Origin of the sequence: Streptomyces sp. RKAG293 (assembly GCF_023701745.1) — a bacterium.
GTDB lineage: Bacteria > Actinomycetota > Actinomycetes > Streptomycetales > Streptomycetaceae > Actinacidiphila.
The window spans coordinates 13,968-38,483 of record NZ_JAJOZB010000002.1 but is presented as its reverse complement, the minus strand read 5'-3'; the positions used below and the strand labels follow the sequence as shown (position 1 = coordinate 38,483).

The window sequence follows — 24,516 nt, the reverse complement described above, 5'->3', positions numbered from 1 at the left end:
CGCGCGGAGCCCTGGCGCCAGCAGCGGCCGAGGCCCGCCCGCTCAAGGTCGCTGTTGAGGGGCAGGCCTTGGAAGACCGCGTCCAGGTCGGGGGCGGTCATCGGGGGCTCACTGTCTGCAGGGCGGGTCCCCACGCGCCGTGGGGATTGTCGGTCAGCCACGTGCGGTGGAACTGACCGGTGCGTTCCAGGTCGTCGATGAATGACGGCATGTTCCGGTACAGGGCCCGGCGTTCTGTGCCGATCGGGGCGAACAGCTCGCTGGTGGTGGGGCGGCCGCCTTCGCCGACGACGTCCTGGACCTCGTAGATGTGCGAGACGAACCGGTGCTTGCGCCCGCCCTGGCCGGTCTCATCGAGGTAGGTGAGGTAGATGACCACGTCGATGGACGAGGCGATGAGGTGGTGGGCGGCCTCGCTGACCATGCCGGCCTCGGTGCACAGCTGCACCAGGCGGCTGATGATGGCGTGCGGGCGCCGCACGTGCATGGTGCACATCGACCCGGAGCCACCGGCAGACATCGACTGCAGCATCGGCACGATCTCCGTGCTGCGGACCTCACCGACGATGACGCGGGTGGCGTTGTAGCGCAGCGCCGTGGCGAACATGTCCGACAAGGTGACCTCGCCGGCGAGCCGGTTGTCGCCTGTGCGTTCGCCATTGGAGGACCGGGCCTCGAAGGCGAAGGTCACCGGGCCGGGCTTCAGGCCGGGCTCGTCCAGGTACAGCTCGCGGTCCGATTCCAAGGTGACCAGGCGCTCGGCCTCCGGGATCTCCCGGCCCAGCGCGCGCAGCAGGGACGTCTTGCCGGCGCCCATATCTCCCACGACCAGGATGTTCATCCGGGCATGAACGCAGGCGATGAGAAACCGCTCCAGTAGCGGGTTGATCGAGCCCCAGCGGACGAGTTCGGCCATGCCGTGCTGACGGATGCGGTGCTTGCGGATCACCACCGAAGGGCGGCTGGTCAGCATCGACGCGGTCACGCGCGATCCGTCGGGCATCCGGAAGCCCACCATCGGGGAGGCCTGCGTCAGCGCCCGCTCGCCGTGCCCGGACAGCCCCGCCATCCGGTTGACCCACGCAATGAGCTCATCGTGTGTGTCGGCGACGCGCTCGATGGTGCGCCGCGGCTTGTCGAAGTATTCGACGAAGGCCCGGGTGCCATCGACCATCAGGTCCTCGACACCCTCCTGGTCCAGGAGCGACTGCAGCCGGCCGCCGCGGTACATCGCGTCGAAGACAGCGGTCCCGATGATTGCTTCCTGCTCGGCGGTCAGCGGCGCGTTGCCCTGGGCGTACAGAGCCCCCCACTCGGCGACGGTGGAAGTGGCCAGGGACCGGGCCAGGGCGCGTCGGTCGTCCTCGGTCAAGGTCCGGTCGGGGTCGCGGGTGCTGAGCTGTTGGGAGACCTTGATCTGCAGGTCCTCGATGACGTCCCAGCCGACCGGAAGCCCGCCCGGCAGATCAGCCAGACGCGGCACCACGGCCGGCCCGGGTGCTGCCGGTGGTGCGGGCTGCTCGGGGAGCGGGTGGGGTTGAGCCGGGCCGGAGGGGCGGCCTTGCCCGATGTGAGTGGTGAGCAGGTTGGCGAGCTCGTCGCGGCCCAAGGGTGCGGGGTGACCGTTGACGCTGGCCCGCTGGTGGGTGTCAGCCACGTCCAAGCCCCTTCGTCTGGGTCAAGCGCTGCAGGGCCCCGGCTAGTTGCGGGTTGCCCTGCCAGTTCGGCAGCTGCTGATGGATGCGGCGCCGGCTCGCGGCGGCTTCCAGTTGCTCGGTGGCGGTGCGGGCGTGCCGCAGGAAAGGACTGCGGGCGTGGCCGCGCGGCGGGCGACCGCCGTTGGTGAGGTAACCGGCCGTGTCCGGGTCCCACGGCAGAGCGGCCAGCACCGGTGTCTTGAGGGCTTCAGCGACCTGATGGGCCCGGTAGGCGGCTTCCTCGATCAGTAGCAGCCCGAGCGCATCGGCTCCGGTGCCGTGCTCCTCGAGTTCCGCGCGGAGCGGTTCGATCACATGGCGGGCCAGCGTCAGGGACTGATCAGTGCCCCGGACCACCAGCAGCACCAGGTCGGCCCGGTGCAGCAAGGGCGCCGGCGTCAAGGTGGGGTGCAGATGCCCTGACTCCAACGCCAGCCGGCCGGCGTCGATGAAGACGTGGTACCCGGCCTCAGCGGCCATGACATGCAGGACATCCGACAGGGCAGGCCAGGTCCGGCTCAGCGCAGCAGCCTGCGCCGGGTCGGTCAGACCGGGCAGCAGCCGACGGTGACCGGCCTCATCCATCGACCACAAGTGCGAGGCAAACGCGTTGGCCATCGCCTCAGGGCCCGTTCGCTCAGCGGCGGCCAGGTGGTACAGCCCGAAGCCGGCGCCGACCTGGCCTTGGAGGAAGCCAGCCCGAATTGTGCCGCCCGCCGGATCACACTCGGCGAGCAGCGAGGGGCGCGTGGAGGCCAGAGCCAGCGCGAGGGCGGTCGTGGTGACGCCGCCCGACTTGGCGGAGACCAGCGCGGTAACCGGCATCAGTTGCTCCGCGGTTCACGGACCAGCGCGATGCGACCCATCACGGCACGGGTCGCCAGCAGCGGCCCATCGCTGGTAGCTACTGCCAGGTTGACGACGACTGTGCCGGACGCGTCGGGGCGGGAGACCGACACGACCACGGCGGTGATGGTTGAGGGCGGGCTGTCGTTCTTGCCGTTGGACTGGTCACCCTGGGCGGGTGTGGTCACGGCGAGGACCTTGTCTCCGGCTGCGAGCGTTCCCGAGGGACTCTGGCCGCGCTTGACCTGCACGCCGACCTGCTGCTTGTCGTCACCCAGGCCGGTGCCGGCACCGAGCTGGGAGCTGGTCAGCAGGCCGCCCTTGCGGAGGTCGACGGCGGTCCGCTTGCCGACGACGCTGTTGCGGTCTGTCGCCCGTACCGGGGTCAGCGCACCATCGGCGGATACCTCTGCCACGGCCAGATCGGCATCGGCAAGGGTCTGGCCGGCGGGGACATCGCGGGCGATGGCCAGCACCTTGACGCGGTTACTCGCGGAGGTGACGGCCGCGGCGGCACCGAGCCCGGCCAGGGCAGCCAGGACGATGCACAAAGCGACGACAGCCCACCGGCGCTCCCGCTTGACCGGAGCCGCGGTAGTGATGGGGATTTCGGGACGGCCCGGGCTCTGCGGGCGCGGCACCGACGGCGCGGTGACGGGGGGTTCCATGCGGTGTTCGGCCTCTCGGGGTGCGCAGTGCGTTTAGTTGAGGACCTGGACTTCAGCGACGGTGATGTTCACGGCGCTGTTGCGGACCTCGGTGAGCTGACCGGTCTGGCCAGCTCCCTGCCAGTCGATGGTCCAGGTAGACGTTGCTGTCACAGGGAACGTGCCGCCCGGTTGTGTGGACGACGGCTGGGTGTAGCGGTAGCCGCAGTCCGGCGACGGCGCTTTGCCGTAGGCCGCCTGGTAGGGAGTGCCAGCCGTCGTACAGACCACGGTGTGGCCGTCACCCATCGCCCAGACGATCTTCGAGACCTTCGCGGTCGCGGTGACCGTGACACCGCCAGCCGACGCGCTCGCCGTGTTCGGCCCGTACGTTTCAGCGGATCTCGTCGTCCAGAGATAGACCGGCATGCCCACTACGCCCCTACCACCCGGCTTAGGGGTAATGCCGATGTCCGCTCCGCGCAGCAGCATCTTGTCCACAGCCTGCTGGGCCAGAACAGCCGGATCGACCGCCGGGGCCGTTGGCGGCTGAGCTGCCCAGACAGTCCTGTTGACGATGTTCGTCGGACTGATGACGCAGCGCTCGTCATACACCAGACCATCGCCCGGCGCGTGACCCTCCCACATCGCGCTGCCCGCCGGCGGCTGAGGACTGGTCGGCTTATACGTGCACACCGGGTGCACCAGGCCATCGTCTTCCTGCCCAGTGCTGCCCGATCCTCCGGAACCCACGGGCTTCGGTCCCGGGTGGTGGCCGGGCACCTGGACACCCACGCAGAAGTACTTTCCGCAGTCGCCGGCGGTTCCCGGCCCTGATGCGGAGGCACTCCCGGCCATCGCCGTGGCAGCCACAGCAATCACGGCTATCGCAGCGCCGCGCCTCAGCATGGCCGGTCCTGTGGGTCGTCCTTGATGACCTTCCACCCGTCCGGCCACCGCTCGAGCGTTGCCAAGGTGACGTACTTGGTGCGGCGCTCGGGCGGCAGCGCGACCTTCTTCTTCGTGGCCTGGTCGACCATGTCCCAGCGGCTGACATCGAGGCAGCTGGTGATAGAGGCGCTGGGCACCTTCTGGTTGAGCTGAATACTGGTCACGGTGGGATTCCCGACCGCGGCCTGGCCGATCACGATCCTGTGCGCGTTCCGGAGGCTCTTCATCTCGTCCTCAACACCGTTCAGCACGGGGCTCACCGCGTACTTCTTGATGTCGGTGCCATCGGTGCTGGCCTTCGTGTAGGCGAGCTGCATCTGCTGCCAGTACGCGTTATAGACGCCAATCGCATCAGTCTTTGCGCGCTCAGTCGGATCCACGGCCTTCGTGGATGTACTCGTCGACGTCGACGGAGAAGTCGTGGAGTTCTTGTCTGAACCATTCCCCGAGCTGCACGCAGACACAGCCATCAAGGTGCCTGCAACGAGAACCCCGGTTGCCGCACGGATTCGGCTCCGATGGCAGAACATCCCTCGTCCCGCACGTGCTGGCTGTGCCACTACGCCTCCCCGACCGTAAGAACCGACGCCAGCCAACCTGCGCAAACTACGCGAGAGGGCAGCACCGTCGCGGCCACCAACTGCATCAGGTAACCGCTCCTAATCACTCTGTGCCCACACGTTACGCAGAAAGCCGTCAACAACCCAGTCGGTATCGACAGTTCAAGGCACAAGACGGGCCCAGAAACGTCACAATTCCTTACGGCAGACCCGAAGGTCGATATGTCGCCCGCCAGTCCATCAGCGATCATCACCGGAACGGCGACCGACCGACCGCTATACGAAGCGGCTCTACAGCGGAGGCCAGACACCTGGACCACCGCCGAGCCACTCAATCTCGTCGTGCCCCACGCCCGCGCGCCGCATCAAAGCGAAGACATCATCCAGGCAGAGGGCGTACCCCACCGGAACAGCATCAACGGTGACGGTCCGGGTTCCGTTCCGTACTCCATGCACCGTGACTTCGGGACCTGTCGGTTCCGTGCGACTACGAGGCCGTTGCCGCCCCAGCACGACTTCGATTGGGGGCGGAACCGGCGTAGCGCGGAACGATCGAGACCGAGGCCTACGCTCCGCATCGGCCTCGGCTGGGTCCGGATCTGCTGCTAGGGCCTCGGCAGTCGCCAAGATCGAATCGGCGGCCCTCACAAGATGCACCGCTGCACGCTTGCGCGCCACAGGGTCCTCGCCTTGGGTAGCAAGCAGGTGGTAGGCGTCGTTGAGGCGCCTGGTCTCGTCTCCCAGACGACGGCATAGCGCTTGAACGGTCGTCAATTTGGAATCCTGTCAGTTCGTTCTGCAGCGAGTTGGTTCGCTCTCCCCAGCCCAACTGCAGATTTGGCCTGTCGGTGACGATGGGCGCAGGCAGGTCGGCGCGCCCTCCCCACCAATGCATGATCAGCTCCTCGCGGTCGACCGGGTCATCCCTTCTCGCATGCGGTTCCTGCGCTCGCTATGAGGTGCTCGGCAGACGTCGTGCCCGTCGCGCCGACGGCCGGGTCCGTGATGAGCGTCGTGAGCAGGTCTCGGAAGGTGCCGTGCCCATCAGACTGCTCGGCCCAGCCGTCTAGGAGACGCGCCACCACGATGCTCGCGAGGCGCTGGTACTCCTCAGGCCGGTGTTCACGAGTAGCAAGCCAAGAGAGGTTGCGGGCGTGATCGCAGAGGGCTTCCAGCTCGGCGAGCAGCGGGGTGGACAGGCCCAGGCCAGAGGCTGGCGCCTCACATCCGGGACGGGGAACCGCGGCGGCGGCGCGACGGAAACGGCGCATAGGGATCTCCAGAGCGAGCGGCCGGACGGATTCCGGCCCTACAACTACGGCAAGTACTCAGCTCCGGGGGGATGTGACAACGGGGGCCGACAAATCCTTCTCGGGACCGTGCGCGGTCGGATAAGCAGGGGGCCGGTGCTGCGGCTCGGTATGCCAAGGGGTCTGCCCGTCACCGACCCAGCCAGCGAGACCTTGCACGGCGGAGGCTTCCGTCCAGCCACTAGCAGCTGATCAGCACGCATGCCGAGCCCACGCAGACCATCGCGGCGTCGCGGGGGAACAGCCAGGGACCCACGCCAGACCGTGCACGCACGGCGCCGGAGATCCCGGCAATCAGGCTGGAGAGGAACACCACGAGCGGGCGCCGAATTTCAGGACGCCGTCGGTCATGATCACGAGTCCTTCCTGAAGCGGCGAAGCCAGTCCCGCACTCCTGGGGAGCCCGGCTGGTCACTCCGAACGTGGGGCGGGTACAACGGGGGCGGGGGAATGGGGGGATCAGTCGGCTTCGGGGGTGGCCCCGCTGGCTTGGGCGTTGAGGGCGACACCGGAGGATCTGGCGCTACGGCGGGTTCAGGTGCGGGAACGTCAGGCGGGGTGTCTGCGGTGCCAGCAGTTTCCGGTGCTGGCGCGGGCACGGTCGGAGTCGGCACAGCGGTCTCCGCCAGCGACCCTTCGGGTTGCGGTGCTGGTGTTGGTGGGGTCGAGGAAGTGGTCGGGCGGGCTGCGCGTGGTGTGGGCCGACGGGGCTGCGGCGCACGCGGTCGTGCTGAGGCGGTCAGTGGGGGAGGACAGGCAGGCTCGGCCGGCAGCCCGGTGGCCTGGTCGGTGGCCCAGTAGGCGAGCTGCCAGTGTGCCGTTGCCCAGAACTGCACTTCGGGCCGGTCAGTTCGGTACTTCCAGCGCTCGCCGATGGCCAGGACATGCATCCCGGGCTTGAGCGGGGCGAGGAGGCTGGGGTGGAGGCTGTAGAGAAGGACATCGAACGGCGGCTGGCCGTTGGCGCCCGGCGTCTGGCTGGCGAGTACGGCGTACGCCTTACCGGTGCGCTTGGCGACACCTGCCCGGATCACCGTGCCGTAGACCGCGACGGGATGCGGGAGGGCGCTGCCACTGTTGACGACGCGCTGGAGGAGTTTGGTGTAAGCCGGCGGCCCGTAACAGAACCGGCGCCAGGCGATCCGGGTGCCGCGGTAGTCGACGTTGAAGAGCCGCAGTGCGGGCGCAGCAAAGGCGTTCAGCTGCAGGAACTGCACGATCCTCACGGCGCTGTTCAGAGCAGGCGGTAGCACCGGACGGATCGTGGTGATACGCAGCGCGGTGAGATCATCCAACACATCGGTAGGCGGTTCGGCGGGGTCGACGTCGGTGGGGGGCACCTGGCCCGGGCCGGAGTCGTCGGGCAGGACCAGGCGCAGGCTTCCGTCCGGATCGGCGATGGCCAGTCCCTCGGAGCCGCGGGCGATTTGCTCGATGGCCCACAGAGGATTGAGCGGGCACTGCGGTCCGTGGTCGGGATAGCCGTTGAGCCGCAGGTGGGCATGGACCCACGAAGCTGGGCCACCGCCTGGTCGCGCTTTCGAATGGCTCCGAACCGCGCTGACTGGGCGCGGACAATGACGGCACTTGAGAGGCTTGACGAAGGGCCTGGGATCCTGGTCAATCATGTCCACAGTGACGGGGAAGCCGTTGTCGTCCTCTGCCTCAGTCATCCTGAAACCGTTGTCGTCTGCCACCGCTGTCTCCCCCCTTCACCCCGCTGCATGCAGGCGTATGAAGCGATCTTGCCTAGCGAAGCAAGGGAAGGGGAGAGGGCCTCAGCTCGCAGCCCGCCGGATGGGATGAACACAGCGGTGAAGTCGTCTGCCGTCCCGCCGGAGGAGACGGTCTCGAACCCAGCGGTTGCCCCTAGGCAACCGCAACGGGCGAAAACGCATGTCGAATGGCAACGAGTTGCACCGTGATCCAGTCGGAGCTCAGCACGCCAACTGCTGGACGAAGGCCTGAACTGCAGGGCTGCGTGGATCTTTGATGGTCAGGACGTTGGCGAGATGCTGGGCTCGGGTATGGATGGCGTCGGCAGGGCGGTCGCTGCGTAGGGCGATGGTGCCGTGTGCGAGGGCAGCATCGAGGCTGCCGAGAGCGGCGTGGGCGTCGGCGAGGTCGAGATGGGCGATGGCGGCGCGGGTAGGGGAGCGGTACACCGCGGTGTCGTACTGAGCGACGGCATCTTCTGCGGCCGCGCGTGCCGGGCGGGGTTTTCCAAGGGCGAGGTAGCTGGTGGCGTCGAAGCCCAGAAGCCGCACCTGGTCGGCGGAGAACAGGCCGCTGGCGTGCTGGGGCAATCCAGCAGCGGCTTCATGCGCCAGGGACCGTGCGGATGTGAAAGCGTCAGTGTTGCCGCTACGGGCTTGGGCGCGGGCGGTCTGTGCGGCCAGCCGGACACGGGCCGAAGTGGAGGTAGCGGTGCTCAGACCGCGGCCGGCGTACTGTGCTGCCCGGTGTGGCTGGTCGGCGTACAGGCAGGTGGTGGCGGCGGCATCGTCAGCCCACGCACACACATCGCCGACGGCTGCTGCGGTTCCGTGAGCCCGGGCGTCGGCACAGTAGGCCAGAGCGGCGCGGGGTTGACCCAGATCTTGGGCGAGCCAGGCCAGCACCACGGACAGCATCCCTGCCGCGTGTGCGAGATCCTGGCCCTGGCCCAGCGTGTGCCGTCCTGCCAGGAGCCGGGCCGCGTATGCGCGGAGCGCCATGACCTGGGGCCAGGCCGCCGCAGGGGGGGAGGCGGCATAGTCGGCGGCGAACGCCTCGATCTGCTCCTGCAACTGATCCAGGGTTCCCGGCCCGAGATCGGTGCGCTCCAGCTCCTGAGTGAAGGCGAAGGCCTCGCTCACCGAGGGCGGTCCCACCTCGAGTGCGGCCGTGGCGGTCAGGGTGATGAGTTTGAGTGCGGTGCGGCGGTTCGTGGCGTCTCCTTCGAAGGGCGCTGCTCCCGGCGGCGCGGGCAGCGAGGGGCTGACGTCGTCCACCTCAGGGTCTGCGGCGGTTTCCGTCGGGGCCGGCCGTGGTGCGGAGTAGTCGCGGGCCAGGCCTAATTGCACCGGGCCGGTGGCGAACATCCGGCTCACCAGGTCCTGGTAGTGCGCGCTGAGCGCGGCGCCGGCCTCCCAGTCCTTCCAGGACCGTTCGGTCAGACCGACCGGTCGCAGGTGCTGTTCGGCCACCAGGTCGTGGGCGGTCCGAACCGCTTGGACAACAGTCCAGCCGGCGGCCAGCCGATGACATTTGAGCAGGCCGTGGCCGCAGCACTGGTGGATCTGCTCGGCGATCTTGCGCAGGATGTCCGGCGGCACCGGATCGGGTGAGCCCCACTGTCCCAGTAGCCGCTCGCGCAGGCTCTTTCCGCATGCGGCGTCGTGCACATCGCGGTGCGGAGGAGAAGCGGTGCTCATCACAAGCCCCCTGCTCTGCGCCCATCCGGCCTTCGGGAGTGACGCGCTGAATCCACGGTACGTCCAGCAGGGTTCCCGCTGGTCGATCCTGGTGAACCCGCCCGATGAGTGCGGTGGGTCCGCCCGTTGGGGGCGGTGATCTCTCACTGTCAGCGTTCCAGGTCAGCGGCCACGATCAGAACACCTGACCGAACCGCGCCGACCAGTCGCCTTTGGCCGGTACCGGGTCCCTGTGCTGAGGAGTGAGCCGATGACACCTGGCCCGCAATACGCCTTCCCCGACGATGACCGCTTGGCTGACCTTCCCGGCGCCCGGGTCCTGGTGACGGGCGGGGGAGGGTTGATCGGCAGCCGCATCACCACCCAGCTGCGCGAGCTTGGCGCCCACCCGGTCTCGATCTGCACGCTGGACGCCTACCCGCCGCACATCTATACCGACGTGTTCGGCATCAACCCCCACGACCCGGACGTCCACACCGGCAGCGTCACCGACCCTGCCCTGATGCGCCGCCTGGTCGCCGACTGCGACTACGTCATCCACGCGGCCGCGCTCGCCGATGTCGCCGCCTGCACCCGCAACCCGCTGGCTGCGATCGACACCAACGTCACAGGCACCCAGATCGTGCTGGACGCCGTGGCCGCGACGGAAGGTGTGCGCCGGTTAGTGTTCGTGTCCTCCGCCAGCGTCTACGGCAACGGCGACCCCGACGACTGGGCCTCCAAGGCCCCCGAAGCCCGCGCCCTGGCCAAAGCCCTGGAGTTCGTCCACGGCGGCCGCACCACCCCGCAGTTCTCCGAGCACTCACCGCTGCGCCCGCTGTCGGTCTACGCCAATACCAAGGTCTTCGGTGAAACCCAGACCGCCCTGACGCTGGGCGCGGTCGGGACCTCGCACGCGATCGTGCGGTACTTCTCCGTCTACGGAGAGCCCCAGACCATCAAACCCGGCAGCCACTCCTGGGTCGTGGCCTGGTTCTGTGCACGCGCCGCCCTGGGCCTGCCGCTGCAGCTCAACGGCGGTGGACACCAGATCCGCGACCTGGTCCACGTCGACGACATCGCCCACGCCACCATCCGCACCCTGCTCACCCCCAAAGCCCACCAGCAGACCCTCAACATCGGCACCGCGACACCGACCAGCATCCGAACGGTCGCCGAACTGGTCGCCACGCACTTTCCGCACACCACCGTGACCGAGACGCCCCTGCCACCCGGCGACCCCCTGGGCGGCTACGCCTCCACCACCCACCTGTCCGAAGTCCTGGGCTGGACACCGCGCATCCGGCTGGCCGAAGGGATCGCCCGGTACGCAGCCTGGCTCACCGCCACACCCCAGGCCATCCCGGCCTGGCTGCGCGAGGAAGCCGCCGCCGGTGCTAGATGACCGGAGGCCGGCCAAGGCGCGTCATACGCCGCACGGTGCGCCAGCGCATCGCCTTGCGGCGCCCGCACGGGGTGCGGACCCCTTCTGTGAAGCCGGCCGCCCACGCCCGCAGACCGGCAACCGACCGGGTCCGAGCGAGGGTCAACAAGGTCCAGACACCGAGGTAGATCGGGATCAGCAGGGCGGGCAGGTGGCGGCGCGCCAGCCAGACCCGGTTACGGGCCGTCATCCGGTAGTAGACCGCGTGGCGGGCGGGCGAGGTGCGCGGGTGCTGCAGCAGCAGCTCTGGGCAGTACCGGATCTTCCACCCCGCATCCAGCGCCCGCCAGGCCAGATCCGTCTCTTCGTGGGTGAAGAAGAAGTCCTCCGGCCACCCGCCGATCTCCTCCAGCATCGCCGAGGACAAGGCGTGCCCGCCGCCGAGGAACCCGGTCACCAGACCGCCACGCATCGGGTCACCCGCCCGCAACCGGGGGACGTGCCGGCGTGCGGTGTATCCGGTCTCGTCCGCGATCCGGAACCCCGCGATCCCCAACCGGGCATCGGCGGTGAACAACTCCCGGATCCGCGCGAACACCTGGTCGTCGACCAGCAGGCCGTCGTCGTCGAGGTCCACGACCACATCGACATCCCCGAGCGCCACCAGCTGCGCCAGGGCCACATTGCGGCCGCCCGCCACCCCGAGGTTCTCCGCCAGCTCCACCGGGGTGACGGTCTTGTCGAACTCCGGCAGCGGGGTGCCGTTGCCGACAACCACGATCCGCTGCGCGACCACGGACTGCCGGGCCACCGAGGCCAGCAGCGCATCCAACTCAGTGGGCCGGGTGCCCATGGTCAGGATCGCGACGCCCACACGCAGTTCCGGCACAGAGCGCTCCAAGGCTCGCTGACAGTGACCGCGATCGTATCCGCCTAGCTCGATACGCCCTGACCTTCCACCGACCCTTGGAGAACACCTGATGACATCTCTGCTGATGGGCGGCTACGTCGCCGGCCCCACCGACCCCGCGTTCGCTGCCACGCCGTACCGGGACTTGGAGGCCTACGACCTCGCGGAATTCCTGACCTCCTGGGAAGAACTGCACGCCAAGGCCCTGGCCAGCATGCGGCAGCGCATTCACCCGACCGCGTTCATCCACCCGCAAGCCATCGTCGGCGACGACGTGATCATCGGCCCAAACGTACGGATTCACGAGTTCTCCACCGTCCGGAAGGGCTCCATCCTGTGCGCGGGCGTCTCCGTCGGCTACGGCTGCGAAGTCACCCAGGCGTACATCGGCGACCGAACGATCCTGGGCCACCGCATTGCCCTGGGCCGCACCATCGTCGGCGCGGACGCCCACCTATCCGCCAACGTCACCGTCGCAGCGATCAGCATGTGGAGCCCCCACATGCACACCCCACAACGAGAGATCTTCTTCCGTACCCCCGACGGCCTGTACCGGTGCCAGACTCCGCGCTTCGGCGCCCTGATTGGCGACGGCGTTCAGACTGGCAGCAACATCAGCCTCGGCCCCGGCATCGCCATCGGCCGTAACTGCCGCATCGCTGGCGGCGTCACCCTCGCGGGCCGTGCGATCCCCGCCTCCCACGTCATCACCGCACCGCACACCGCCGACACCCACCTGCATCCCCGCCGCCGATGAAGCGCCTGTCCATCTCGACAGCAACCGGGCCGGAGGCGCCCCGGAGTTCCGGGGCACCCCAGCGGGCACGGTCGGCCGGCACCATGGGTCAGGGGGCCGGCTCGTATTCGACGGTCGCGGCGGGGCACGCCTCGGCAAGTTGGGTCAGGGCAGCCAGCTCGTCGGTATCCACGGTGAGACCCCAGCGCTTCTTGTCACCGGTCCACTCAGAGGCGTACCGGCACGTCACCTCGGGGTTCGGCAACCATTCGGCGGGGTCCTTGTCAGCCTTGCTGCGGTTGGAGCCGGCGGTCACGGCGACGAGGGAAGTGTCGGCGTCAAGGTCGTTGGCGTAGGCCTCACGTCGGGCGGCGGTCCACTGGGATGCCCCTGAGTCCCAGGCTTCAGCCAACGGGACCATGTGGTCTACATCCAGGGCTCCCGCGGAGGTGACCCACTTCGCGTCGTAGTACGACCACCAGCGGCCACCGGACAGCTTGCAGCCGGGCAGGACCTCCGGTGCGTCGACCGCCTCCGCGAGCAGCACTTCCATCCTGGCGTTACAGCCGTCGGTCAGGTTCTTGCCGGCGTTCCAGTGCTTGAAGCTGGTGCGCAGGTAGCCGTCGCGGCTCTCGGCGGCCAGGGGCAGGCTGGCCACCGCTTCGGACAAGGACATCGTTGTGGAGGCGTGCGCGTGCGCAGGCGCGGGGGACAGGGCCATCGGCAAGAGAGCGAGCGCCGCGGCGGTCGCGGCGCGCATCAGAATCGTGATCACGAAGGGAGTTGTAGCCGCCCGGGATGTTCCGGCGCGCCCTCCGGCTGGCACGCTCACCCGTGCGGGGGACAACTTCACCGCAGAAACGATCACCTGGTGTGGCCAGTCAGGCGTTGCTGGACTCCTGACCGGGTGGGTACCCCGGGTACCCACCCGGACGACGCCGGTCCGCGTTACTCGCGCAGGATCGCTGCCTGTGCCTCCATCACGGTAATGGTGGCGTCCGAGACAGCCAGTCCGGCCGCGAGCACCGATTCCAGCTGATTCAGGAGGGCCCCGATCGCGGGAGCGTCAGCCTTCCGCTGCCCGCCCGCGGGCGCAGCTGCATCTTCATTTGTCACAGGTCCTCAACGCACGAATTGGCGTGAAGGTCACCCGGCGATGTCAGGGCTCTCCCAGCATCGGGCCCGGGGGTCCTCCTGAGCCGGCGGTCAGGCGGCCTCCGCTGCTGGTGCGTGCAGCAGGGCGGTGGTGAGGGTGGCATCCTCACCGAACACGGGGACGACGATCGGTTCCCAGGGGCCGGCGGTCTGCAGTTGGTGCAGGGTGGTGACTCCGGCAGTAAGTCGCTGGGCGGCCCGTTGCAGTCGGGAATCGGCTGCCGCCAACGCACGCAGATCCGCAATGCGCCGGTCCAGGGCGGCCGGCGGGGCGCCAGCAAGAACGAACAAGACACGGGGGAAGACGGGGTACCGATTCCGCCATGCTGCCCCCCCGCCGGGTGTGCCGCTGCCGGTCCTGGGCCGTCCGGTAACGATGGGGGTGGGGTGGTAGCTCTGGTAGCGGGCGTACGCGCGCAACTTGTCGACGAGGCGGTCCGGGGTCATGGTGGCGCGGTCGATTTCCAGGAAGAAGTTGGCGATCGTGCGGGTGCTGTGCTGCCGGTGAATGTAGGACAGCACCGCGTCGGGGACCAGGAAGGCTTCGTCACCGATGCGACTGTCGCCGTCGCGCAGCCGGTGCGCGAGCTCGGGCTCCCAGTCCAGCGGCCCGCATTCGTGACCGGCCGCCCGGGCCGCTGCAACGAATGCGAGACCGGTGGCATTGACGGCCAGCGTGTGTTCCTGCAGCTGGAAGGCGGCAGTCTGCTCGGTCAGCCGATGGGAGCGGGGCCGCACTTCCCCGGATGCCTCCACCACCTCAGCCCCCAAACCCGTGCAATACCAGGCCAGCTCACCGCGCCCACCGCGGCGGCGCAGCGTGGTCTCCACCAGCTGCAACTCACGCAGACGGTTCAGCTGACGGCGCACGTACACCGCATGCGCGGTGTGCGGCTGCATCAACTGGTGAAGCTGGCTCGTGGTCATCAGCCGGTGCTGATACAGCACCGGCAGCAGCTCCTCGGCGAGCCGCGACAGACTGTGCGCGGGCGGCATTCCGGCGGGATAGGGCATTACTGGTCCTCATTTTCCAAGTCGTCGGCAGCGGCGTTGTGGGGGGAGCTGTTGTGGGATGGGTCGTGACGGACGACGTCGTGCTGCGCCTGGGTCGCTGCTGCTGGGCGGGGGGTGGCGGGGTGAGCGGCGAGGTGGTCGCCGATCCGCTCGTCCAGCGTGGCCAGGTCGGCCAGGATCTTTTCGACCGGGCGACGGCCCAGGGTCACGTCGATGGCGGCGTCCAGATCGGCTAGGGCGTCGGGGTTGTAGTAGTCGGCCAGCACCTGGTCGACGGGCACACCCCGGACTTTGAACGGGGTGGTGCGCTTGCCGTGGAGCATGACGCTGACGATGTATTCGTATTTCTCCAGGCCCGCGATGGTCTCGGGCGTGATGCCGGGCATCCGGTTGGCCACGTAGCGGGCTTCGTCGATGTCGCACGCGGTCGCCGACAGGACGGACTGGTTCTGGAGTGCTGCTTGCCGGGTGGTCTCCGACAGGCGCATCGCCATCTGCGTCATGGTCATGAGCCGCACCTCGTACTTGCGGAGCTGCTCGAAGATTTTGGCGATGAAGCCGCGGCCGGCGGCATCGACGCCCGCGAGCTCGTCCATCCACGCGAAGAACGTGCGGCGCTCGGTGACTGGGGTGTCCTGGCGGGACAGGCCGGCCAGGAACAGATCGAAGATGAGCAGGCTGGTGATGAGGGGGTCGCCGGCGCCCGTTCCGGACGGTGCGACGAGTACGACGGTCCCGTTGTCCATGGCGTGGCGCACGTTGTAGGTGGACAGGGAGCCGCCCAGGAACGCCTTCAGGCTCAGCGAGGTGTCCAGGACGTCCAGGGCGTTGGTGACCGTTGGTACGGCGGTGGCGGCGTATTTCGGGAAGCTGGTCCGCCAGAACCGTTTGATGTCGTCGGGCATGCGCTCGAGTACGCCCGCCCGCCATTCATCGTCCGTCAGCAGGGATTTGATCTGGAAGACGGTGGGTTGCAGGTGCGAACAGTTCTCAGCGACCAGCTGGTATGCGAGGTGGGCCAGCACGAGCACCGCGTTGCTCAGGATCGCCCGTGCCTGCGGAGCGTTTCCTCCCCAGCCCTGGGCGGAGGCGATGCCGCCGACGACGGCGCCAACGACATCCTGGATGTCTTCGAGGCGGCGGCCGCGCATGTCCAGGGGATTCCAGCACCCGAAGGGGCTGTCCATGGACGGCTTGGCCAGGTCGATCAGCTGTACACGGTCCCGTACCGCAGGATGCGTCAGGTACGGCAGCGCACGCGCCAGCGCCTCCCCGTGCGGGTCCAGGAACCAGCCTCCGTATCCGCCGTAGGCGATGGTGAGGATCTGGACCAGAGCCTGTTCCGTCTTGCCGAAACCGGATTTGCCCAGACCCAGGCCGAACAGCACGTCGGCGACGTGTGCGGCCGCCAGATACTCCCGGCCCTCGGCACCGGTCACCCGGCCCAGCGGGAGCATGCCGCGCTGTCCGGTCCATTGGGGCAACCCGGCCGGGGCGGGCGGCACTACGCCGCCGCACCGGGCGACGTTGGTGGCCGCGCAGTGCCGTGTAGGTGGCTTGAGCAGGCCGGCGATTTCCGCGGTGGTGACCCATTGCCGCTTGGCGGGGGCGAACTCACCGGTAGCCACCCGCCGGTCGAAGGAACGTCGGCGCCACCACACGTTGCTGTACGGACGCCAGGCGGTGCGGCGGGGTCCGACCGGGCGCCAACGGTTCTCGCCGGAGAACATCGCCATCGCGCCGAGCAACTGGTGCAGCAGCGCGCGAGCCCGCACCGGATGCGTGGCAGTGACTCGAACCAGGACCTGCACGGCGAAGACCGGCTCGCCCAGCGTGAACTTGCCGACCCCGTCGGCGAGGTCGACCTGCCGCGGCACCTTCGCCGGACGAGGCCGGCTGCCGGGGGAGGAGCTGATCCCCATGCCGTCGGCCAGAACGGTGCGCACAGTGTCGACCCACGCACCGCCTGCACCACCGGGCCCGAGGCGCTCGCCGAACGCGGACGGCCCGCGCCGAGCCGCGCGGGCGATCAGCGACCGGCGACGGCGGTCCACCTGACCGTCCGGCACCGGCACCAGGTCCACCATCACATCGGCCTGTTCGCCGTCCTGGCTGCGCACGGCGGCCATGGCCGCGGCGAGGCGTTGCAGCGGGTCGGGGTCAGGGCCCAGGCGGGCCAGCGGCCGGTGATCGGGCCGGGCCAGCACGAGCTCGGCCCGCGCCACGTACATCCGCCGCCCTTCCCGCACGCCGTTCGAAGGCGTCGGCCGCTTCTTCAGGTTCACGCTCATCAGGCGGTCTCTCCGGTGGGTTGGGTGGCTGCCGGCGCTGACACGACGGGTGGTGCGCCTTCGAAGCGGATCCGCGGCACCTTCGGTCGGGTGCCGCCGGTGTGGGCGGGGATCACTTCGACGTCGGCGTATCCGGGCATCCGCAGCAGGCTTTCCGCCCGCGCCGGACCTTCCAGGAGGGTGCGCATCTTGTTGTCGGTGTAGGTGGACCGCAGCCGGGTGGCCACCGCGCGCCGGGGCATCGGGCCGCAGGCGGCGCGGACCGATGCGATCTGGCCTGCCGCCCAGCGAAGCTCGGAGGGGCCGGCCTCGAAGGTGGCTGCGGGCACCAGCTCGAAGGCGACCCGATCCCGTAGAGCGGTCGCCGCCCGCTGACGCCACCACCCCGCTGCAGCAGCCCAGCCGGCTCCGGCGAGGAGGACGCCGGCGGTGACCCACCACCGGTGGGCGCCCGCGAACGCCACCATCTGCTGCGGGACGTGCTCGATGCCATGCAGGACGATCCGTGGGTCCTTCACATCGACCACCGGCGTCGGCCACCGGACCTGTGACGGAACATGTTCAGCCTCCTGATCTGCGGGATGGGCCAACCCACCTCATCTACCTCCGGCAAGTACGCGGGCGACCCCGGATGTGACACGACGACGGCAACCAGAGCGAAAAACAGTGGTGCGAGGCCGCAGAGCCAGTGACGTCGGGCTCACCACGCCACGACCCGGCGGACCGCCACAACCCGGGTGATGTTGCTGGTGGACTGTCGCCAGGAGGCGTAACTGACCAGACGGGTCTGTAGTCCAGTCCTGGGCGCCTCGAGGAGCTGGCCACCGCCGACGTAGAGGCCGACATGTCCCGGGCTGCTGGTGGTGCCGTCGGAGCCGGCGGAAAACACCAGGTCACCGGGGAGCGGTGCGTCGGGGCTGACTGCGATACCGGCGTTGACCTGGTCGAAGGTGGTGCGCGGCAGGTTCACGCCGGCGGCGTGGTAGGCCTGTTGGACCAGGGAGCTGCAGTCGCACTGGTGGGCCGGGTCGGAGCCGAGACCGTGGGTGCAGTCGCCGCCCAGGTGGTACCAACCGCCGCGCTGCTGCAGGGCCCAGGCCAGGGCAATGCGGATCTTTGCGGGGGCGTTCGCGGGCAGCGCGTACTCGGTCGGCAGCTGCTGGGCGCCGGTGGCAGCGGTGTACCGTGCGGCGCCCGCCATGATCGTGCGCACGTAACGGTAGGTCTGGCCGGAGGCGAACTCCTTCGGAGGAACGCCCCGGTAGCGCTGCACGGCGCCCCAGCCCGCGTTGTAGCCGGCCAAGGCCAACTCGATCGGCTGCCCGGGGTAGCCGGAGGCGGTCGCCTGCTTGAGCAGACTGCACATGAACGTGCCCTGGGCGGTGATGGCGTCCGCGGGATCCCAGACGTTGGCGGCGCCGTCCCCGTTGGCGTCGGCCTTCCAGGTGTTCCAGGTCCCGGGCATGAACTGGGCGATGCCTTCCGCGCCGGCCTCGGAGCGGGCGGCGGGATTGAACCCGCTTTCCTGCTGGAGCTGGGCGGCGAGAACCGGCGCGGGCAGCCCGGGGCACGCGGCGGCAGCGCGGAGGACCCACGGCTCATAGGCGGCCGGCACGCTGCCGGGCTTCAGGGTGCCGCCAACCGTTCCCACCGGGGCGGTGCGGGAACGGGCGGCGGCCTGCAGAGCGGCGTTGCCCGTCCCGGTCGCCACCGCGATGAACAGCACCAGAACCCCGAACAGCGCCAGGATCGAGGCGAGCGCGACGCCGCCGACCGACCAGGCGCGGCGGCTCACGTGCTGCCGCCGCGCGGCCGGGGCCGGAGCGCGGGCGCGCCGGGCGGGGTGCGACGCTCCAGCCGCCGGCGGAGCTCGGCCTGACGGGTGGAGTTGGGCGGCGGAGTGGAGGGAGGGACAGGAGCGGGCACCCGGCGTGGCCCGGGGCGCGGAAGCGGCAGTGGTCCGGGGCGAGGCCGCGGCCGCGGCCTCGGTGGCGTTCGGGGCTGAGGCGGCGACGTGGGTTGCGGAGGTGCGGTGGGCTGCGGTGGCATGACCAGCTGCGGGGCGGCCGGGCGATAGGGGCCGGCCTGCGTCGGCGGCCCTTGAGGCTGCGGCTGCGCCGGCGGCGCGGTGTTCGGGCCGCGGCCGTTGGGGCGGCGGGGCGGGCGGGGAACAGGCCGAGGACCGCGCCGTGGGGCAGTATGCAAGCGGCGGGCCAGGCGGGCCCCGGTGCCGCGCAGGGTGGTGGCGGTGCCGCCGCTGATGGCCAGCGCGCCCAGCGTGAGCGCACCCCGCCCCAGCGCTCCGCTGCGCTGGCTGGAGTCGTCGCCGTAGCCGGCCCGGAAGATCGCCTTGCCGGCACCGCCGACCCGGTTGCCGTCCATACGCGTACGGAAATTACCCGCAGCGCGCCGTGCCGCCTTCGCGACCTTCTTCCGATAGATGAAGGCCGCGATGCACACGATGTCGAGCACGAGGAACCGCAGGGCCAGGCTGCCGAGGAACGCGTCGTCCAGGGACGGGTCCAGAAGTGTGGTGATGAAGACGAGGAACACCGCGAGCAGCAGTACCGACATGATCAGGGTCTGGAAGACTTTCAGCAGGTTGGCGCACCACTGCCACAGCAGGGTGCGGCCACCTCCTGGCAGGGTGCCGGCGACCAGGACGCCCTCGCCGCGGATCGCTTCCAGCGCGATGCGGCACTGCGCGGCCAGCAAACTGCCGGCCAGGCGGCAGATGAAGAAGGTGACGATGAGCGCGGCCAGCGCGACGAACAATGCGCCGGCGAGCTTGTCGACGGATGCCTTCTTCGCGGAGGCGACGTCGCCGGGCACGCACTTGGCCTCGAAAGCGCCCATCGGCGGCTTGCCGTAGTGGTCCTTGACCCACCCGCCGACGATGCCGACGACCTGGTCCGTGCCCCACTGCTGAATCCCCGTCGGGTCCAGAGGACTAGGGGCACCGGTGAGGCGGGAGAGGGAGTCGTGGTCTTTGACCCACTGGATGTTGCTGTCGGCCTGCCGGTCCCACGCCAGCTGCTGGATCTTCGCCTCGGCGTAGGCCTTGGAGCAGTCCCGGTCGAAGGTACGGCCGTACTGCAGGAGCTCGGCCGGTTTCACGATCAGGGCATCGACCAGGCTGTCGCTGATCGGCCGGGCCAGGGCGCTGACGTCGTTAGTGGAGACCGGGGAGCGGGTGCCGGTGGTGTGGCCGCTGTTGATGATGATGCCGGCCACTTCCAGGCTGAATCCCTGGGCGGCCCCGAGTATCCCGCCCTTCTCGCCGCCCATGAGCTGCTCGGGCGGAGAGACCAACGCGGTCGCGCAGAGCGCGGCGATGACGAGGGTGAGTGCGGCTTCGCCGACCCCGCGGACCCGGTCGCCGACCATGATGTGCCACGCGCACACGGTCGCTGCGACTACCAGGAAAAGGCCCGGCAGGCCGAGCTCCACGATGACCTGGGAGTGCAGGCTGGACGCAATGGCCAGCACCGGCTTGAGGAGGATCTTCGCCAGGCCGAAGCTCAGCGCCCAGGTGATTAGCCAGCACGCGAAAGCGATCATCCACTTCGTGGCCGCGAAGCAGATCTCGATCAGGAATCCGTAGACCTTCAGCGACCAGTCGGACCAACCGCCGGTGTCCGGGTTGATCGTGTAGACCTGGATCGGGACCCCGTACTGGTCGGTGGTGTTGAAGACGCCCAGCACGCCACCCTCGTCGGGGAGCTCTTTGCGCAGCTGCTCCGTGGCCTGGTCCATCAGCACTCGCTGGGTCGCGGTCGAGAACGCTTCACTCATGTCCTGGGCCTGCTGCAGGCGCTTGGTGATGTCCTGGTCGCTGATGCGCGGGAGGCCGCCGCCCCCACCCGCTCCCGACCCGTCGACGGGAGGCGTGGTGCTGCCGGCCGTCGGCCCGGCCGCCGGTGTCGTCGGTGCTGTTGTCGGTGCGGTGGTGGTGGGACCGGCGGTCGGACGGGGCGCGGGTGTGGGGTCGGCGTGGGCGTTGCCGGCGGTCCACAGCACGGCGGTGAGCGCGGCCAGCGCGAGCAGCACGCCGATCTGTCGCCGGCCGAACGCGCCCCGGGTTGCTGCCCGCAGTCGGCGGATCATGCGGCGCTCCGGCCGGGGGTGGAGTGGATCTGTGCCTGCGCCTTCGGGTCGGAGGGCAAGAGCACGCGCATCGTGCCGACCCGCCCGTTGAGATCCCGGTACAGGCACTCGCCGGCCCGCGCCGCTTTCTCTTCGGCGGACAGGTCCATCGGGGACAGGCCGGTCGTGACCAGGTCGATCAGGTTCCGGTCGGTGGAGTCCAGACCCAGAAACTCGAGGCCTCGCGTGGCGAGGGTTTCGTCGGTCTGCCGGAAGAGGAGCCGGTGTGGGATCAAGCCGCGCAGGACCGCGCCGAGATGGCTGTCCGCAGGGCCGATGTCGTAGGAGTCGTGGGTACCCAGCAGCGCCCCGGCACGGTGCTTGCGGCCGTCGCGCAGCTGCTCCAGGAGCAGCTCCTGGCCCTCGGGGGAGGAGGTCAGCCACCAGCACTCGTCCCAGACGCTGACCGCGAATTCGTCCTTCGACCCGAAGGTGATCTCGCGACAGAGAGCGGCGACCACGTACATCAGGGCGCGTCCGATGATTTTCTCGGTCTCCATGCGCTCCATGCGGAACTCGCTCTCCAGCTCGCTCTTCTTGGGCAGCTGCAGAGAGCTGACGGAGAAGACCACGCTGTCCGCGGTGACGGTGGCGACCGGCGGGAGCGATGGGTCGAAGATGACCCGGGCCAGGTCCTCCTCGGCGGCGGCCGCGAGCTTGCGGGCCAGCATGCTGGCCGTCGCATCATGGGCGCCGCGTGCGGCGAGTTCGGTGGTCAGGGCCTGCATGCTCGCTCCGTCGCGGGACAGCACAGCTTTGATGGCTTCGGTCAGGACGACGCCCTCGATGTCCATGGGCTTGATGCCGAGCAGCAGCGTCAGGAAGGACTTGGTCCGTCGGGAGCGCTGTTCGGGGGCGAAGATCCGCAGCGGGTCGAGGGAGATCTCCGCGGAGTCGTCGACCGTGATGACCTGGGTGGTGCCGGGGCAGGCCCGCGCGAACCGCTCCCACTCGCGGTCTTCGGTGCGGTCCACGACCACGACCCGGCCCCGGCTGCCCGGCCAGTTCACCCGGCGTCCGGCGGCGAGCACCGAGAACATGGCGGTCTTCAAGGCGACCGACTTGCCGGCGCCCAACTCCCCGATGAACGCCGCGCAGGCGGAGGCGTTCTCGGCCGGGCCGCGGCTGAAGTCGACCAGGACGGGCCGTTCGCCGCCGCCGGTGAGCTGCACCCCGTACAGCGGGCCGCTGTCGTCACCGAGCTGGGACCCGCACCACGGCATCGCCATCGCCCAGTCCCGCGCCAGCAGGTACTGCGCATACGAGGCAAGGACCTTGGGGGCGCGGGTGCCGGGCAGCATGGCGTACCAGAGGTTCTCCTGCTCACCGACGGGACGGGCCAGGGTGTAGTCGGCGCCCCCGAAGTGGTGCTGGACGGCTTCGGCGCGGGCGTGCGCCTCGGCGGGGGTCGGTCCCCACACGCACAGGGTGACCATGGACCGGATGTCGACTTCCGTGTGGGAGGAGGCCAGCCGCTCCCGGTTCTCCGCCAGATCAGCCACCGCCTCCACCTGCGTGGGCGGCACGCCGGTGGGCTCGTGCTCGTACTCCTTGTCCTGGTGGGCGACGTTGCGGGCGCGCTGCTTGGTCCGCCGCAGGGCGGTCGCCCCGGAGGAGATCGCCAGCCGGCACGTCCAGTCGATGGGGAAGTCGAAGTCGTCCAGGCTGGCCAGATACTCGCTGCCGGGGAACGCGAAACGCTTGGGCATCTGGGCGAGCGCGAGCATCGCCTGGTACGCGGTACCCCACTCGGTCGTCACCTGCAGATGCCGGTTGGCGAAGGGATTGCCCGGCATCCGCCGGCCCTGCTGCTCCTCGGCCCGGGGGCGGCCCCCCTCGGCCAGCAGAACCTCTGCCAGCGCGGCCACCCCGCGGCCGCGGCCCAGGACAGGCTGCTCGTCTCCGGGCGCGGGCAGCAGCGGTTCCGCGGTGCCGCGCCGGGCGGCATGCCCGTACATCCACAAGATCTCCGCCTCGGTGGCGGGCCTCAGACCCACCCCGGACGGCCAGGTCGCGGCCAGCGCGGCAGCCTGAGCGATGCGCCGGTCCTGCTCGCTCGCGCTCACCCCGGCGGGCACCAGGCCGAGCGTCAAGGCGAGCCCGGCCCGGGTGGCGTCGGCCAGGTCAGCGAGTGCCTGGAGACGGCCTCCGGCTGGCAGCGGAACGGCCAGCCAGTCGGTGCGCGCGGACAGCTCCATGCTTTCCAGCTGGGTCAGCACCCGGTCGGCGAGGTCCTGGTATTCCTGGCTGCGGCCCAAATCGACGTCGGCCGTCATGGCGCGCACCACGCTGCGCGGATCCACCTGCGGGCACAGCGACAGCAGGATCGGCTCGCCCCCGGTCGGCAACGCCTTCACGAACGCTTCGATGGTGCGCAGTCGGGACTTCTTGGCGGTGGCCGAGGAGTGGGAGTAGTTCGCTGCGCTGACCCGCCAGATTCCCCATGCGGTGCCGTGCGTAGTCCAGGCGACGTTCCCGGCGACGTGCCGGATCGGGAGTTTCACAGCTGTTCTCCTTGTCCTGCGCGTGCGGCCCGCTGGGCGAGCAGCGCCTGAACCCCAGACACCACCGGGGCCGGGGCCGGGGCCGGGGCCGGGGCCGGGACTGACGCCGGGGGCGTGGGCGCGGGGGCAGGTGGAATGGCGTGACTGCTGGCGGCCTGCTCCGGTTCCGCGCTCAGTTCACCAGCGGATTCGTCCGGCCAGGCCGTAGTGGTGAAGTCGACGGTGGCGACCGGGGCGATCCGGCGGGGCGGGCGCTGCTGGTAGGGCCGGCCGTGCAGACGGCCTGCTGCTGGCGCAGCGGTGCGGCTGGCCAGACTCACCAGTGCTGCCAGGGGGTTGCGGTGGTCGATCTGCACCCGGCCGACCGTCCACCCCACCGGGAAGGGGACCGCCACCACGACCGCCGCGTCCAGCAGGGGGTTGGTGCCCCACAGCGGGCGGGTCACCACCAGCAACACGAAACTCCCGACCATGACCGCCAGCTGCGTCATGGTGTACGGGCCGCCCGGGATCCGGCCGCCGGAAGCGAACCGGCCGACCGCCAGCGGGAAGCGGCGCGCCTCGGTGTAGCAGCGGCCGACCAGCTCGTCGCTGTCGTTGGTCGTGGTGGCGGCGCTCATCGGGCGCCCGTGCCCAGCGGGCCACCGTTCGCCGTTCCAGCGCCCGAGGTGGTGCTGACGGTGTTGGAGCGGTTGATGTCATCGCCGGTCTTGTCGCGCAGCATGTCCATGTGCAGGGCGCCCCACCACACGGCGCAGCCCATGATGAGCGCGACGATGGCGGCCGGGGTCGAATGTGTCTTCCACCACGTGAGGATCACGCCGATCAGCGCGATGATCGGAATGACGATGTAGAGCAGGAACGTCTTGAACTCCGTTCCGAGATTGGTGCCGGTTTCGATCCAGCCGGTGGCCAGCGTCTGGGGGAGGGTGTGCATCGGTGTGCTCGCTTTCTCAAGGGGCGGCGCGCG

20 protein-coding genes are annotated in these 24,516 nt (G+C 69.6%); 2 read left to right on the top strand and 18 right to left on the bottom strand.

Annotation, left to right across the window (positions count from 1 at the left end; genetic code table 11):
* Positions 1 to 97: 97 nt before the first annotated feature.
* From LNW72_RS40375 to LNW72_RS40340, 8 genes are all read right to left on the bottom strand, one after another.
* Positions 98 to 1,657, bottom strand: coding sequence for a CpaF/VirB11 family protein (locus tag LNW72_RS40375; RefSeq protein ID WP_250980534.1), 1,560 nt, complete (start codon positions 1,655 to 1,657; stop codon positions 98 to 100).
* Positions 1,650 to 2,522, bottom strand: coding sequence for a hypothetical protein (locus LNW72_RS40370; protein ID WP_250980533.1), 873 nt, complete (start codon positions 2,520 to 2,522; stop codon positions 1,650 to 1,652). The genes LNW72_RS40375 and LNW72_RS40370 overlap by 8 nt, the downstream gene beginning before the upstream one ends.
* Complete coding sequence (locus tag LNW72_RS40365; protein WP_250980532.1) at positions 2,522 to 3,211, bottom strand: SAF domain-containing protein; 690 nt, start codon at positions 3,209 to 3,211, stop codon at positions 2,522 to 2,524. Before LNW72_RS40365 ends, LNW72_RS40370 begins: the two co-directional genes overlap by 1 nt.
* A gap of 33 nt (positions 3,212 to 3,244) precedes the next feature.
* Positions 3,245 to 3,805, bottom strand: a complete 561-nt coding sequence (locus LNW72_RS40360; protein WP_250980531.1) for an ATP/GTP-binding protein — start codon at positions 3,803 to 3,805, stop codon at positions 3,245 to 3,247.
* A 287-nt stretch (positions 3,806 to 4,092) separates the two neighbouring features.
* Complete coding sequence (locus tag LNW72_RS40355; protein ID WP_250980530.1) at positions 4,093 to 4,521, bottom strand: hypothetical protein; 429 nt, start codon at positions 4,519 to 4,521, stop codon at positions 4,093 to 4,095.
* A 1,100-nt stretch (positions 4,522 to 5,621) separates the two neighbouring features.
* Positions 5,622 to 5,972 (bottom strand): hypothetical protein, encoded by a 351-nt coding sequence (locus LNW72_RS40350; RefSeq protein WP_250980529.1) that lies wholly within the window; start codon positions 5,970 to 5,972, stop codon positions 5,622 to 5,624.
* A gap of 392 nt (positions 5,973 to 6,364) precedes the next feature.
* Positions 6,365 to 7,708: a hypothetical protein gene (locus LNW72_RS40345; RefSeq protein ID WP_250980614.1), complete on the bottom strand. Its 1,344-nt coding sequence runs from the start codon at positions 7,706 to 7,708 to the stop codon at positions 6,365 to 6,367.
* 240 nt (positions 7,709 to 7,948) lie between these two features.
* On the bottom strand, positions 7,949 to 9,427 hold the full coding sequence (locus tag LNW72_RS40340; protein WP_250980528.1) for a hypothetical protein: 1,479 nt from the start codon (positions 9,425 to 9,427) through the stop codon (positions 7,949 to 7,951).
* A 292-nt stretch (positions 9,428 to 9,719) separates the two neighbouring features.
* On the opposite strand from LNW72_RS40340, the gene LNW72_RS40335 reads away from it, so the two are divergent.
* The gene (locus LNW72_RS40335) at positions 9,720 to 10,811 is read left to right on the top strand and encodes an NAD-dependent epimerase/dehydratase family protein (RefSeq protein ID WP_308402162.1); all 1,092 of its coding nucleotides are present in this window, start codon (positions 9,720 to 9,722) and stop codon (positions 10,809 to 10,811) included.
* Here LNW72_RS40335 and LNW72_RS40330 read toward each other — a convergent pair.
* Positions 10,804 to 11,679, bottom strand: a complete 876-nt coding sequence (locus LNW72_RS40330) for a glycosyltransferase family 2 protein (RefSeq protein ID WP_250980526.1) — start codon at positions 11,677 to 11,679, stop codon at positions 10,804 to 10,806. The genes LNW72_RS40335 and LNW72_RS40330 overlap by 8 nt on opposite strands.
* Before the next feature lie 106 nt (positions 11,680 to 11,785).
* Here LNW72_RS40330 and LNW72_RS40325 point away from each other — a divergent pair, with 106 nt between their 5' ends.
* Positions 11,786 to 12,457 carry a transferase gene (locus LNW72_RS40325; protein ID WP_250980525.1) on the top strand — a complete coding sequence of 224 codons (672 nt, stop codon included), beginning with the start codon at positions 11,786 to 11,788 and terminating at the stop codon, positions 12,455 to 12,457.
* Positions 12,458 to 12,545: 88 nt separating this feature from the next.
* Here the strand turns inward: LNW72_RS40325 and LNW72_RS40320 are convergent, their stop codons facing one another.
* The 9 genes from LNW72_RS40320 to LNW72_RS40280 form a co-directional block, all read right to left on the bottom strand.
* The gene (locus tag LNW72_RS40320; protein WP_250980524.1) at positions 12,546 to 13,211 is read right to left on the bottom strand and encodes an HNH endonuclease family protein; all 666 of its coding nucleotides are present in this window, start codon (positions 13,209 to 13,211) and stop codon (positions 12,546 to 12,548) included.
* A 431-nt stretch (positions 13,212 to 13,642) separates the two neighbouring features.
* Complete coding sequence (locus LNW72_RS40315; protein ID WP_250980523.1) at positions 13,643 to 14,605, bottom strand: replication-relaxation family protein; 963 nt, start codon at positions 14,603 to 14,605, stop codon at positions 13,643 to 13,645.
* A complete protein-coding gene (locus LNW72_RS40310) occupies positions 14,605 to 16,896 on the bottom strand; it encodes an ATP/GTP-binding protein (RefSeq protein ID WP_250980522.1) in 2,292 nt (763 codons plus the stop codon). Before LNW72_RS40310 ends, LNW72_RS40315 begins: the two co-directional genes overlap by 1 nt.
* Positions 16,896 to 17,414: a hypothetical protein gene (locus LNW72_RS40305; protein ID WP_250980521.1), complete on the bottom strand. Its 519-nt coding sequence runs from the start codon at positions 17,412 to 17,414 to the stop codon at positions 16,896 to 16,898. The genes LNW72_RS40310 and LNW72_RS40305 overlap by 1 nt, the downstream gene beginning before the upstream one ends.
* A gap of 182 nt (positions 17,415 to 17,596) precedes the next feature.
* Complete coding sequence (locus LNW72_RS40300; RefSeq protein ID WP_250980520.1) at positions 17,597 to 18,691, bottom strand: NlpC/P60 family protein; 1,095 nt, start codon at positions 18,689 to 18,691, stop codon at positions 17,597 to 17,599.
* Positions 18,688 to 21,003, bottom strand: coding sequence for a hypothetical protein (locus LNW72_RS40295; RefSeq protein WP_250980519.1), 2,316 nt, complete (start codon positions 21,001 to 21,003; stop codon positions 18,688 to 18,690). The genes LNW72_RS40300 and LNW72_RS40295 overlap by 4 nt, the downstream gene beginning before the upstream one ends.
* Complete coding sequence (locus tag LNW72_RS40290; protein WP_250980518.1) at positions 21,000 to 23,546, bottom strand: ATP-binding protein; 2,547 nt, start codon at positions 23,544 to 23,546, stop codon at positions 21,000 to 21,002. Before LNW72_RS40290 ends, LNW72_RS40295 begins: the two co-directional genes overlap by 4 nt.
* Positions 23,543 to 24,166 (bottom strand): hypothetical protein, encoded by a 624-nt coding sequence (locus LNW72_RS40285; RefSeq protein WP_250980517.1) that lies wholly within the window; start codon positions 24,164 to 24,166, stop codon positions 23,543 to 23,545. The genes LNW72_RS40290 and LNW72_RS40285 overlap by 4 nt, the downstream gene beginning before the upstream one ends.
* Positions 24,163 to 24,483 (bottom strand): hypothetical protein, encoded by a 321-nt coding sequence (locus tag LNW72_RS40280; protein WP_250980516.1) that lies wholly within the window; start codon positions 24,481 to 24,483, stop codon positions 24,163 to 24,165. Before LNW72_RS40280 ends, LNW72_RS40285 begins: the two co-directional genes overlap by 4 nt.
* Positions 24,484 to 24,516: the final 33 nt, after the last annotated feature.